The sequence below is a fragment of the Micromonospora sp. RL09-050-HVF-A genome, assembly GCF_019374995.1.
GTDB classification, from domain to species: Bacteria; Actinomycetota; Actinomycetes; order Mycobacteriales; family Micromonosporaceae; genus Micromonospora; species Micromonospora antibiotica.
Map to the genome: position 1 here is coordinate 4,358,354 of NZ_JAGKQP010000002.1, position 12,617 is coordinate 4,370,970.

A 12,617-nucleotide genomic window follows, 5' to 3' on the forward strand; every position below is an offset into this window, starting at 1 on the left:
GCTTGCCTGCACGCCGCGCGATCGGAGTCAGTTGGCGCGGGTGAGGGAGGCGTAGATGGCCAGGTGCCGCTTGAGGACCACGTCCGGATGGAAGGTCTGCTCGTACCGCAGCCGGGCCGGGGCGGACAGCAGCGCGGCACCGGCCCGCGCGACCGGAAGCGCGGCGGCCAGCGCGGCCGGGTCCGGCGGGACCACCCAGCCGGCGGTGCCGCCGAGCAGGCCGGCCGGGACCGCCGGCGGACCGGCCGGCGGCGGGGCGTGACCGGCGACCGCCGAGGCGACGGCGGCCGGGCCGGTGCCGGCGGGCTCGTGCGGGGCGTCCGCGCCGACCAGGTACGGGATGCCGCCGAGCGCGGTGCCGAGGACCGGTCGCCCACTGGCCAACGCCTCGATGATCACGGTGGGCAGCACGTCGTGCCACATGGAGGCGGCGATCACCACGGCGCTCGCCTCGACGGCGGCGCGTACCCCGGCCCGGTCGAGCTGGCCCAGGTAGACGACGTCGGCGCGCTCGGCGGCGGCGGCCTCGACCAGCGGGCGCAGCTCACCGTCACCGGCCACCCGCAGCGTGCCGAGGCTGCCCACCGGGTGCCGCCGCCACGCGTCCAACAGCAGGTCGACACCCTTCTCCGGGGTCAGCCGGGCCAGGAAGAGGAAACCGTCGCCGAGCGGGGTAGGTGCACCCGGGTCGGGCACCGCGTTCGGCTTGACCACGATCCGCTCGGCCGGGATGCCGTAGTCGGTCAGGTGGTCGGCGATGGCCGAGGTGAGCGCGATGAACCGGTCCACCGAACGCCAGGTGCCCCGGTGCACGGCCAGGGTGGCCGCCATCAGCGCGCTCTGCGCCCGCGAGTCGCGGTAGCAGCGGTGCACGATCGACGGCACGGCCAGCGCCCGGCCCTTGCAGTCCTGGCAGATGACGCCGTCGCGGAAATAGATCCCCGACGAGCAGACCTGCCGGTAGTTGTGCACCGTCTGCACCACCGGCACCCCGTGCTTGTGCGCGGTCCGCACCACCCACGGCGACAGCAGCGGGTACGGGTTGTGCAGGTGCAGCACGTCCGGCCGGTGCTCGGTGAGCAGCCGGGACAGCTCCTGCTGGGCGCGCGGGGCGTAAATCGGTGAGATCGGCAGCAGCGCCTTGGCCGACTTCGGCATCGACGGGATCTCATCCGAGCTGCGGATGAACGGCAACACCTCGACCCCGGCGGCGGTGAGCTGCCCGATCTCCGAGTCCACCATCGTGTTCTCACCCGACGGCTGGGCTTCCCGGTACCGGTTGTGCGCCACCACGATTCTCACAGAGCTTGTCCTTCGTTCGCGACTGTGCCGGTTTCTGCTCGCGACTGCGGGGCTCGCAAGCTCACTCCTCGCACTCACGGCAGGGACTCGCAAGCTCATTCCTCGCGCTCACGGGAAGGAAGGCTACCGTGATGTGATGCCCGAACTACCGGAGGTGGAAGCGCTCGCCGGCTACCTGCGTGAGCGTGCCGTGGGGCGACGCGTCGACCGGGTCGAGGTCGCCGCGATCAACGCCCTCAAGACGTACGACCCGGCGCCCACGGCGGTGTCGGGCCAGGCGGTCGTGGACGCCCGGCGACACGGCAAGTACCTCGACGTGATCTTCGACGGTGACCTGCACCTGGTGGTGCACCTGGCCCGCGCCGGCTGGCTGCACTACCGCGAGGCGTTCCCGTCGACCACTCCGCTGCGCCCCGGCAAAGGTCCGATCGCCCTGCGGGTCCGCCTCGACGACGGCTCCGGGTTCGACCTCACCGAGGCGGGCACCCAGAAGAAGCTCGCCGCCTACCTGGTGACCGACCCGGCGCAGGTCCCCGGGGTCGCCAAGCTCGGGCCGGACGCGCTCGACGCCGACCTGGCCACCTTCACCGAACGGCTACGCAGCCGACGGGGGCAGGTCAAGGGGGTGCTGACCGACCAGGCGGTGCTGGCCGGGGTCGGCAACGCGTACTCCGACGAGATCCTGCACGCGGCGAAGCTGTCCCCGTTCGCGATCACCGACCGGCTCACCGACGACCAGCTCACCACCCTGCACGCGGCCACCCGGGCGGTGCTCGGCGAGGCGGTACGCCGCTCGGCCGGGCACCGGGCGGCGGAGCTGAAAGGCGAGAAACGCTCCGGACTGAAGGTGCACGCCCGCACCGGGCTGCCCTGCCCGGTCTGTGGCGACACGGTACGGGAAGTGTCGTTCGCCGACTCCAGCCTCCAGTACTGCCCGACGTGTCAGACCGGCGGCAAACCGCTCGCTGACCGTCGGTTGTCTCGCCTCGTACGCTGAGTCACAACCCGCCATTGTTACGGAGAGGTATCGCCTGCGGCGCGTGGAACCTCCCCGTCCGCGCTCTACCCCGGTGGCCGTCCATCGGTATAGTGGCTCGGTCCCCGGCTTCGAAAACTGACGTGAAGTCGGCCGGTTCCTCGTTGGCGACCCCAGACGCAAAGCCCCCCGGCTCCGCGTTTGACCCGCCGCCAGCGTGGGAGACTGGAACGGTGGGCGACCCGGGCCCCTCACGGCGAGTGAGCGGCGCGTGTCATGCGGGAGGACATGGGTTGAGGTGACGACAAGCCTCCAGCGCCCGGTAACCAACACAGGCCGGAGCAGACTCGTGCGGCACGTGGACAGCTTCGAGATCCAGCCGCCGACACCGCCGTCACACAACGGGGTGCCCCGGTCGGCCTGGGCTCGCGCCCGACGCCGGGTGTCCCGCTGGCACCGCCCGTACATCGCCGCGCTGTTGCTGCTCGACTTCGCCGCCGTGGTGTTGGCGGACTGGGTCGCCCAGGAGGCATTCGGCCAGGCACGCGCGGGCTTCTACAACGCGCAGGCGGACCCGACCTGGTTCTACACGGTGGTCTTCCTGCTGGTGCCGCTCGGCTGGTTGGTGGCCCTCTGGGGCAACCGGGCCTACGACCGGCGTTACCTCGGACTCGGCCCGGAGGAATACAAGCGGGTCATCCGGGGTGGTGTCGCGGTCGCCGCGACCGTCTCGTTCGTCGCGTTCGCCACCAAGACCGACCTCTCGCGTTACACGGTGGGGTTCGCCCTCGCCGGGGCCTTGGTGCTGGTCCTCCTCTTCCGGATCACCGCGCGGTTCGTGCTGCACCGCATCCGGGGTCGGGCCGGGCACGCCGGGCACCGGATGGTGCTGGTGGGCACCCTGCCGGAGTGCCTGGAGGTCTACATCGCGGTCACCCGCAACCCGAGCGCCGGCCTGGTGCCGGTGGCCATCCACATCACCGACGGGTACGCCGCCGCCCGGGGCATCGAGACCCCCGTCCCGGTGTACGCCGGGCGGGACGTGCTGGCCCTGGTCCGGGAGGTCGGCGGGGACACCATCGCGGTCTGCGGCTCGGCCAGCGCCGAGCCGGGTGAGCTGCGCCGGCTGGCCTGGCAGCTGGAAGGCTCCGGTGTCGACCTGGTGGTCGCCCCGCAGCTCACCGACATCGCCGGCCCCCGGGTGCACATCCGCCCGATCGAGGGCCTGCCGCTGCTGCACGTGGAGGAGCCGACCCTGTCCGGGCCGGCGCTGCTGGCCAAGAACCTGATGGACCGGGTCGCCGCCGGGCTGGGCCTGCTGCTGCTGGTGCCGGTCTTCCTCGCCGTCGGGCTGGCCATCCGGCTCTCCGACCCCGGGCCGGTCTTCTTCCGCCAGCCCCGGGTCGGCCACGAGGGGCGGACATTCCGGGTCTGGAAGTTCCGCACCATGTACGTCAACGCCGAGGAACGACTGGCCGGCCTGGTCGACCAGAACGAGACCGACGGCATGTTGTTCAAGATGAAGCAGGACCCCCGGGTGTTCCCGGTGGGCCGTTTCCTGCGGGCCTCCTCGCTGGACGAGCTGCCCCAGCTGATCAACGTGCTGTGGGGGGAGATGTCGCTGGTGGGGCCGCGTCCGCTGCCCGCCGACGACGGCGACTTCCTCGGCGACGTACGGCGTCGGCTGCTGGTCCGTCCCGGGATGACCGGGCTGTGGCAGGTCTCCGGCCGCTCCGACCTGTCCTGGGACGAGGCGGTCCGGCTCGACCTCTACTACGTCGACAACTGGTCGCTGGCGTACGACCTGAGCATCCTGTGGCGCACGGTCGGTGTGGTGCTGGCCCGCAAGGGCGCGTACTGAACCCCTTGGCGTGGCGGCCCGGACAGGTCAGGATCGCGGGATGGGTGGCAACCTCTCCGCCGTGGTCGGCGTCGTCTCGCTGGTGACCGCGCTCGCCGCCGCGCTCTGGGCGGCGCTGCGGCTACGTGGTCGACGGGGCATCGCCACCGCCACCCAACGGGCCACCTACGAGGTGCTGCACACCGCCGGGCTGGCCGCCGAACCACTGCGTACCGGGCTGCACCCGGCGGGCGCGGCGAAGGCCGTACGCCATCTGCGGGCGTTGGTGGGGGCGGCCGGGCTGGCGTTGACGGACGCCGACACGCTGCTCGCCCTCGACGGGCGCGGCGGGCACCACGGCGACCAACTGCTCGCGGCGGCCCGGCGGGTGGCCGAAACCGGGCGGTCGACGGTGCTGGGCGAGTCGGAGCTGCACTGCGACCGGGTGGACTGCCTGGTCCGGGGGGCGGTGGTGGCGCCACTGTCAGCCGACGGCCGGGTGGTCGGGGCACTCGTCGCGGTGGCCGACGGGCCACCCGAGCCGGGCCTGGTGCAGGCCACCCTGGAGACCGCGCACTGGGCCGGCAACCAGCTCTCGCTGGCCGAGCTGGACTCGTCCCGGGAGCGGCTGGCCCGCGCCGAGATCCGGGCGTTGCGGGCACAGATCAGCCCGCACTTCATCTACAACGCGTTGACCGCGATCGGGTCGTTCGTGCGCACCGACCCGGAGCGGGCCCGGGAGCTGATCCTGGAGTTCGCCGAGTTCACCAGGTATTCCTTCCGGGCGCACGGGGAGTTCACCACCCTCGCCGAGGAGTTGCGCTCCATCGACCGCTATCTGACCATCGAACGGGCCCGGTTCGGTGACCGGTTGCAGGTGCGGTTGCAGATCGCCCCGGAGGTGCTGCCGGTGACCCTGCCGTTCCTGTGCCTGCAACCGTTGGTGGAGAACGCGGTGCGGCACGGGTTGTCGCGCAAGCCCGGTACCGGCATGGTGAGCATCGAGGCCCGGGACGCGGGTGCCGAGTGTCACATCACGGTGGAGGACGACGGAGTGGGGATGGACCCGGCCACGCTGACCGCGGGGATCGCCGAGCTGACCCGGGCCGGCAGCGACCCGACCGACGACCCCGGCCAGCACGTCGGCCTGTCCAACGTCGACGAGCGGCTCCGCTCGGTCTTCGGCGACGGGTTCGGCCTGGTCGTCGAGACGGGCCCCGGCTCGGGTACGAAGGTGAGCCTGCGGATTCCGAAGTTCCACCCGGGCGTACGGGCCGGCGCGTGAACGAGCGGGCCGGCACGGTGAACGCGTCCGGGTTCCTGCGGGTGCTGGCCGTCGACGACGAACCACCGGCGCTCGACGAGTTGGCGTACCACCTGCGGGCCGATCCCCGGGTGGCCCGGCTGCACACGGCCGGGGACGCCACCGAGGCGTTGCGGGTGCTGCGGGACACCGACGTGGACGTGGTCTTCCTCGACATCCGGATGCCCGGACTGGACGGGATGGAGTTGGCCCGGGTGCTGCGCCGGTTCGCCAGGCCGCCCGCGATCGTCTTCGTCACCGCGTACGACGACGGGGCGGTCGACGCGTTCGACCTGGGCGCCACCGACTACGTCCGCAAGCCGGTACGCGCCGAACGGCTCGCCGAGTCGCTGCGCCGGGTGATGGGCTCCCGGGTGGTGCCGTCGCATCCGGCGGCGCTGGCCCGCGCCGAGGAGGACCCGACCATCCCGGTGGAGCTGGCCGGGACGACCCGGATGCTGCCCCGCTCGGCGGTGCGCTGGGTGGAGGCGCAGGGCGACTACGCCCGGCTGCACACCGCCGACGGGTCGCACCTGGTCCGGGTGTCGCTGGCCACCCTCGCCGAACGTTGGGCGGACGCGGGTTTCGTGCGCATCCACCGGTCGTACCTGGTGCAGTTGCGGCTGATCGCGGAGCTGCGCCTGGTCAACTCGGGGTACGTGGTGCTGATCGACGCCGCCGAGTTGCCGGTGAGCCGCCGGCACACCCGGGAGCTGAAGGACAAACTGGTCCGCGCCGCCAAACAGGACTGGAACCGCTGAGCAGGCCCGCGCTGCCGCCACCGCACGGCCGGCCCTGATCGTCGCGCTGTCGGCGAGGTCGCGGAGACGGCCGACCCCTATAACCCGCGCTGTCGGCGAGGTCGCGGTGACTGCCGGCCCGGAACACGCGACGTCGGTGACGGAGTGCCCGGGAGGCCGCGACTTCAGCCCCCTGGCCTGGGGACGGCGAAGGGCGCCCCGGTCTGGCCGGGGCGCCCTTCGCCGTTGGGGCGGGTCAGCGCGGGGAGTGGGTACCCACGCCTGAGTCGATCACCTTGAACCTGCTGCCGGGGGACGTGGCCCGGCCCGTGGGCGGGGTGGCCGTGCCCGGGTAGACCCAGAGCGTGCCGACCACATCGGCGACCACATGTGTGTTACCGGAGTGGTTGTAGACGTTGAATCCCTGCGTGGGGCCGAGGATGCCCAGCACCGCGTTGGAGACCGTCTGCCCGGCGGCCGGGTTGAGGTTGCTCGCCGTGGGCCGGGTCATCGCCGAGTCGGCCGGCCACACCGTGAGCACGGTGTTGCTGGTCGGGGTGACCGCGGTGACGTTCATCGCGAGCACCTGCGTGCTGGGGGTCAGCATGCTCGCCGGCGCGGTGACCTTGCCGACCGCGGTCGGCCCGAGCACGCTCGGCAGGCCCTGGCCGATCCGGCTGTCCGCGATCCGGGTCGGCGACATCGGCGTGAACCGCAGGCCGTCCGGAACCGTGCCGTCGTCGATCACGCCCACCACGTCCACCACCAGGTGGGTGGTCTGCGAGGTGTAGATCGCGAACTGCGGGGCCCGCTTGCCACCGCACTCGGTGCACTCGACCGTCTCCACGATCGCGAGGTTCGGCACCACCTTGCCCGCCGGGTAGTTGACCGTGGACGCGGTGGGCACGTCCCCCTGCCCGGTCCAGGCCGTCAGGTAGCCGGCCTTGCGGGGCGAGACGGCGGTGATGTTGACGACGAGCGCCCGGATGTTGGCGTTGACGTTGCCGAAGCTGAGCCAACTCTCCATGTAGTAGGTGGCGGGCAGGGGAGCGCCGTCGTCCCGGGTGTCGTAGAGGCGGTACGGCTTGATCCACTGGTACTGGCCGCCCGGCCCCCGGCTGGAGAGCGAGTTGTTTCCCGCCCAGACGCCCGCCACGTCGACCACGACGTCCGTCGACCCGGCGTGGTTGTAGACCGACACCTTGCCGCCCGAGCCCACCTTAACGGTGACGCTGTTCGAGCCGAGCCACGACTTCGCGAAGTTGATCGAGGAAGCGGTGGGGCGGCTCTGGCCGGCAGGGTAGAGAGTCAGAAAGCTCCCCGCCGTCGGGCCGACGACTGTCACGTTCAGCACGACCGAGCCGACACCGCTGCTCGGCACGCCGCCCCGACCGGTGACCTGGAGGTCGACCTTCTTACCCGGGCCGATCTTGGCCTTGGGCGCACCCAGCCCGGAACGGGTGTCCATCAACCGCTTCGGCGTCAGCGGGTAGTAGCTGCCGGTGACACCCCGGAAGCCCTCCACGGCCAACTGCACCCGGCGGGTGCCGGAGGCGCTGTCATCGGCGAGCAGCAGGCTCGCCTGCTGCACCCCCTCCTTTGTCGGGTTGGCCGCGACAGAGACGGTGCAGGTCTGGCCCGGGGCCAGCGTCCGACCGGTGCAGTTCGAGCCGAGCAGCGCGAACGCCCCGGGCGTCGGGCCGCCCAGGCTGGCCGCCCCGAACGTGACAGGCGCGCTGCCGACGGACCGGAAGGTCACCGTCCGGGCCGCGCTGGGCACCGCGATCTCCTGGTAGTTGAAGCTCACCGGGTTGGGCTCGCCGTGCGCGACCGCGTAGTCCACGGACGAGTTCCAGCGCAGCTCACCGCTGACCGTGCCGGTGTAGTTGGTGCTGTCCCGGCAGCTGTACTCGTACGCGGCGGCGAAGGCGTCGACCCGGCCGGTGTCGCTGTCCCGGTCGGCCTGCCGGACCTTGATCCAGCCGGAGACGTGGCCGCAGCCGCGCCCGTCGGAGGCCAGGTCCATGGCGGCGGTGCCGCCGTCGCCCTGCCAGGTCGCCTGGTAGGTCTGACCGGCGGTCCACTGCTCGCCGGCCGGCGGCTGGATGCTGAGTCGCACGTAGGAGCCGGCCCGGGTGGTATCGACGGCCAGCCGGTCGTTGCTCTGCGCGACCACGGAGATGGTGGAGTTGTCGCGGTCGAAGACGTCGGACTGGTAGATCGGATAGCCGCCGGTCTGGTCGCCGACGTCGACGGTGAGGACCGTGTACGGCGCGGTGGGCGCGGCCAGCGCCATCCCCGGCAGTACGGCCAGCGCACAGGCCCCGGCAATGCTCATGCCGAGTAGAGCGCGAAAAATGCGCATGAATACCCCGTGAAGAAGGAAGAGTGATTGTGGACCACACACTATGGGCGGTGATCACGAGCGGCAAGGCCGAATCGACGGAATGCCAAGAAAGGGCATTGCGCCCTTACCGGATCGACGACCGGCACCGTGTCCGAAGCCCGTTCACCCTGCATGGCAGGCGCCTGCCATTCATCGTCGGAAAACGCGAGAGCGCCCCGACCGGGTGGTCGGGGCGCTCTGCGGGTGACGACTGACGGTCAGCCGTCGGGGTGGCTGTCGGTCAGCTCCGGTTCGCGGCCGGGACCGCGCTCGGCTTGGCCTTGCCGCCCTTCAGCGACGTGGCCGACTTGGCCGTGGACGCCGGCGGGTAGTAGAACGTGCCCACCACGTCGGCGACCAGGTGCGTGCTGCCGGACAGGTTGTTGACGTTGAACGCGTACTCCGGGCCGATGACGCCGAGCACGCCGTTGGAGACGACCTGGCCCGCGTACGGGTTCAGGTTGCTGGTGGCGGGCTTGCCGATGTCGTCGAAGTCGGCCGGCCAGGTGGTGATGACCGTGTTCTTGGTCGGGGTGACGGCGGTGACGTTCATCGCCAGCACCTCGGTGTCGGGCGTGACCAGCGCGCCCGGGGCGGTGACCTTACGGGTGCCGTTGGCCGGGATGGCCCCGGAGATACCCAGGTTGGAGCGGCTGTCCACGATCCGGGTCGGGCTCAGCGGCGCGAACCGCATGCCGTACGGGGACTCACCGTCGTCGACCACACCGACCAGGTCGACCAGGACGTGCGCCGCCTGCGAGGTGTAGATGTGAAACTTCGGCGCACCCTTGATGCACCAACCGTTCAGCTCGCTGCCGGTGCAGGGGGTGGTCTGCACGAACGTCAGGTTGGGCACGTTCGTGCCGGCGAGGTAGTTCACCGTGGAGGCGGTCGGCCGGGCGCCCTTGCCGGACCACGCGGTGAGGAAGCCGGACTTGGCCGGCGACACCGCGGTGACGTTGAAGACGAACGACTTGACGTGCGGGTTGTAGTCGTCGCCGAAGTCGAGCGAGTATTCCAGCACCTGACCCGCCGGGGGCTTACCCTCCGGGTCCTCGCGGCTGTCCCACATGCGCTCCGGCAGGTACCACTCGTACTGGCCGCCGGCACGGTTGGTGAGGCTGTTGTCGCCCGCGTAGAAGCCGACCACGTCGACGATCACGTCGGTGGAGCCGCTGTTGTTGAAGACCGAGACCTTGCCACCGGAGCCGAGCTTCACGGTGACGTTGTTGGAGCCCAGCCAGCCCTTGGCGAAGTTGACCGAGGAGGCGGTGGGGCGGGACTCACCGGTCGGGTAGGCGGTGAGGAAGCTGGCGGCGCTGGGACCGGTGACGGTCACGTTCAGCACGACCGCGCCGACGCCGCTGGCCGGTACGCCACCACGGCCGGCGACCTGGAGGTCGACCTTCTTGCCGGCACCGATCTTGCCGATCGGGGCACCCGTGCCGTTACGGGTGTCCAGCAGGCGGGCCGGGGCGACCGGGTAGTAGGCACCGGTCACGTCGTCGAGGGCCGCCGCCTTCTGCAGCGGTGCGGAGACGGGAGCCGCGGAGGCCGTACCCGGCACCACGGCCAGTGCACATGCTCCGGCGAGAGTGACGCCGAGGATAGTGCGAATTTTGCGCATAGAGACCCCGTGTTCGAAGAGGAAAGGATTGGCCGCCCCAGCGTAGGGGCCCGGGTCAATGCCGGCAAGGCCGATACAGATGACCGCCCGGTGACGTTCCGGTGAGGACGAATCACACGAAATGCCACCGGCATCCTCGGCCCGCCGCTGTCGTCCACAGGATGGCCGCCTTGTCCACAGGTTGTCCACACCCCCCGGTGGACGACACTTGACATTCGGGCCGGGCCCGCGAGACTGCCCGGGTGACCGCCCACCACGAGCCCGAACCGACACCCCGGGACCCCGGGCCACCGGCCGCCCGGCCGACCGGGCGGGTACGGATCGTGCTGGCCGGCGTCTCCCGCCGGGACACCCGGGCCGACCACACCCGCACCGAACTGGCCCAACAGACCCGGGTCGGTGAGGCGCTGGTGCGGGGCCTGGTCCGGGCGCAACTCACCCTCGCCCTGCGACTGAGCCTGCTGGTGCTGGTCGGGCTGGGCGGGCTGCCCTGGCTGTTCGCCATCGCACCCCCGGTCGGCCGGGTCACCGTGCTCGGGGTCAACCTGCCCTGGCTGCTGCTCGGGGTGGTCTCCTTCCCGTTCCTCATCGCCGTCGGCTGGGCGTACGTGTGGCTCGCCGAACGCAACGAACAGGACTTCGTCGACCTCGTCCAGCGGCCGGAACGCTGAGATGGGCAACGGGTACGTCGTCCCGGCGATCGTCGCGGTCACCCTGGTCACCGTCGGTATCGGCTTCTACGGCCTGCGCCTGGCCCGGACCACCTCCGACTTCCTGGTGGCGTCCCGGACGGTCAGTCCGACCTGGAACGCCGCCGCGATCGGCGGGGAGTACCTGTCGGCGGCGAGCTTCCTCGGCATCGCCGGGCTGATCCTCAAGTACGGCGTCGACGTGCTCTGGTACCCGGTCGGTTTCGCCGCCGGCTACCTGGCGCTGCTGCTCTTCGTCGCCGCGCCGCTGCGCCGCTCCGGGGCGTTCACCCTGCCCGACTTCTGCGAGCTGCGGCTCGGTTCCCGCCGGCTGCGCACCCTCGCCACCGTGTTCGTCATCTTCATCGGCTGGCTCTACCTGGTGCCGCAGTTGCAGGGCGCCGGGCTGACGCTGGCCACGGTGGCAGGCTCGCCCTACCCGGTGGGGGCGCTGCTGGTCGCGGCGGTGGTCACCACCAACGTGGCGTTCGGCGGAATGCGCGCGATCACCTTCGTCCAGGCCTTCCAGTACTGGCTGAAGCTGACCGCGCTCGCCGTACCCGCGATCTTCCTGGCCCTCCAGTGGCAGGCCGACGCCCGCCCGGCGGTGACCCCGCCCGACGGGCCGGCGTTCCGCACCGCGACCACCGTCGTGGTCGAGCACCGCGCGGCCCTCACCTTCCCCGACGGCACCATCCGGGAGGTACGCCCCGGCGACGAGCTGAGCTTCGCCGCCGGTGACCCGGTGCCCGAGGTGTCCGGGGCCGCCACCGGGCGGCCGACTGGCTGCTGCCCAGCGCCGCCGGGGACGACGACCGGGGGCTGTTCGCCACCTACTCGCTGATCCTGGCGACCTTCCTCGGCACCATGGGACTGCCCCACGTGCTGGTGCGCTTCTACACCAACCCCGACGGCGCGTCGGCCCGGCGGACCACCCTGGTGGTGCTGGCGCTGGTCGGCGTCTTCTATCTGCTACCCACCCTCTACGGCGTGCTCGGCCGGATCTACACCCCGCAACTGCTGGTCAGCGGGCAGACCGACGCGGTGGTGGTGCTGCTTCCCGAGGCGGCGCTCGGTAGCGGCGTCACCGGGCGGCTGCTTGCCGCTCTGGTCGCCGCCGGGGCGTTCGCCGCCTTCCTGTCCACCTCGTCCGGGTTGCTCACCAGCGTCGCCGGGGTGATCTCCACCGACGTGCTGGGACGCGGCTCGGTACGCGGCTTCCGGCTGGCCACGGTGATCGCCGGCGGAGTGCCGGCGGTGCTCGCGCTGAACGTCTCCGGGCTGGACGTCTCCCAGGTGGTCGGGCTGGCCTTCGCCGTCGCCGCGTCCAGCTTCTGCCCGCTGCTGGTGCTCGGCATCTGGTGGCGCGGCCTGACCGACCTCGGTGCGGCGGCCGGGGTGCTGGTCGGCGGCGGGGCGGCGATCGGCGCGGTGCTGGTCACCGTGCTCGGCCCCCCGTTGTCCGGCTGGCCGGCCACCCTCACCACCCAACCGGCCGCCTGGACGGTGCCGCTCGCCTTCACCGTGATGATCGCCGTGTCGATGGCGACCCGCCGTCGCACCCCCGTCGACGTCGGGGCCACCATGCTCCGCCTGCACACGCCCGAGTCACTGCGCTCCTGACCGTTTCGTCCCGGTCGTCCGGGGCCATGCCAGGATCGACGGGGCGGTCACGTCACGTCTCGGATCCTTCACCGTGCGCGACCGTCCGTCTCGGGGATGAGCCCGGATCGTCCCCCGGCGGGAGCAGCCAC

General features: G+C 71.6%; 8 protein-coding genes and 1 pseudogene. 6 read left to right on the forward strand and 3 right to left on the reverse strand.

Translation table 11 applies throughout. The features are described from left to right. Positions 1 to 27: 27 nt before the first annotated feature. Positions 28 to 1,302: a glycosyltransferase gene (locus J7462_RS19070; protein ID WP_219465294.1), complete on the reverse strand. Its 1,275-nt coding sequence runs from the start codon at positions 1,300 to 1,302 to the stop codon at positions 28 to 30. A 136-nt stretch (positions 1,303 to 1,438) separates the two neighbouring features. Here J7462_RS19070 and J7462_RS19075 point away from each other — a divergent pair, with 136 nt between their 5' ends. From J7462_RS19075 to J7462_RS19090, 4 genes are all read left to right on the forward strand, one after another. Then, on the forward strand, positions 1,439 to 2,299 hold the full coding sequence (locus tag J7462_RS19075; protein WP_219465296.1) for an Fpg/Nei family DNA glycosylase: 861 nt from the start codon (positions 1,439 to 1,441) through the stop codon (positions 2,297 to 2,299). A 328-nt stretch (positions 2,300 to 2,627) separates the two neighbouring features. Then, on the forward strand, positions 2,628 to 4,139 hold the full coding sequence (locus J7462_RS19080) for a sugar transferase (RefSeq protein WP_219465297.1): 1,512 nt from the start codon (positions 2,628 to 2,630) through the stop codon (positions 4,137 to 4,139). Between the two features lie 40 nt (positions 4,140 to 4,179). Then, complete coding sequence (locus J7462_RS19085) at positions 4,180 to 5,403, forward strand: sensor histidine kinase (protein ID WP_208565080.1); 1,224 nt, start codon at positions 4,180 to 4,182, stop codon at positions 5,401 to 5,403. Positions 5,404 to 5,420: 17 nt separating this feature from the next. Then, the gene (locus J7462_RS19090; RefSeq protein ID WP_088643667.1) at positions 5,421 to 6,182 is read left to right on the forward strand and encodes a LytTR family DNA-binding domain-containing protein; all 762 of its coding nucleotides are present in this window, start codon (positions 5,421 to 5,423) and stop codon (positions 6,180 to 6,182) included. Between the two features lie 235 nt (positions 6,183 to 6,417). Here the strand turns inward: J7462_RS19090 and J7462_RS19095 are convergent, their stop codons facing one another. Both J7462_RS19095 and J7462_RS19100 read right to left on the reverse strand, forming a co-directional pair. Then, on the reverse strand, positions 6,418 to 8,499 hold the full coding sequence (locus tag J7462_RS19095; RefSeq protein ID WP_219465298.1) for a choice-of-anchor D domain-containing protein: 2,082 nt from the start codon (positions 8,497 to 8,499) through the stop codon (positions 6,418 to 6,420). Between the two features lie 289 nt (positions 8,500 to 8,788). Beyond that, a complete protein-coding gene (locus J7462_RS19100) occupies positions 8,789 to 10,174 on the reverse strand; it encodes a hypothetical protein (RefSeq protein WP_219465299.1) in 1,386 nt (461 codons plus the stop codon). Positions 10,175 to 10,416: 242 nt separating this feature from the next. Here J7462_RS19100 and J7462_RS19105 point away from each other — a divergent pair, with 242 nt between their 5' ends. Further along, positions 10,417 to 10,845, forward strand: a complete 429-nt coding sequence (locus tag J7462_RS19105) for a hypothetical protein (RefSeq protein ID WP_374197537.1) — start codon at positions 10,417 to 10,419, stop codon at positions 10,843 to 10,845. A 1-nt stretch (position 10,846) separates the two neighbouring features. Beyond that, a pseudogene (locus J7462_RS19110) lies at positions 10,847 to 12,486 on the forward strand (cation acetate symporter). The last annotated feature ends 131 nt before the right edge of the window (positions 12,487 to 12,617 follow it).

Coding starts and splice junctions, on each gene's coding strand:
- J7462_RS19075 (WP_219465296.1), top strand. CDS start 1,439: ATGCCCGAACTACCGGAGGTGGAAGCGCTCGCCGGCTACCTGCGTGAG.
- J7462_RS19085 (WP_208565080.1), top strand. CDS start 4,180: ATGGGTGGCAACCTCTCCGCCGTGGTCGGCGTCGTCTCGCTGGTGACC.
- J7462_RS19095 (WP_219465298.1), bottom strand. CDS start 8,499: ATGAGCATTGCCGGGGCCTGTGCGCTGGCCGTACTGCCGGGGATGGCG.
- J7462_RS19100 (WP_219465299.1), bottom strand. CDS start 10,174: ATGCGCAAAATTCGCACTATCCTCGGCGTCACTCTCGCCGGAGCATGT.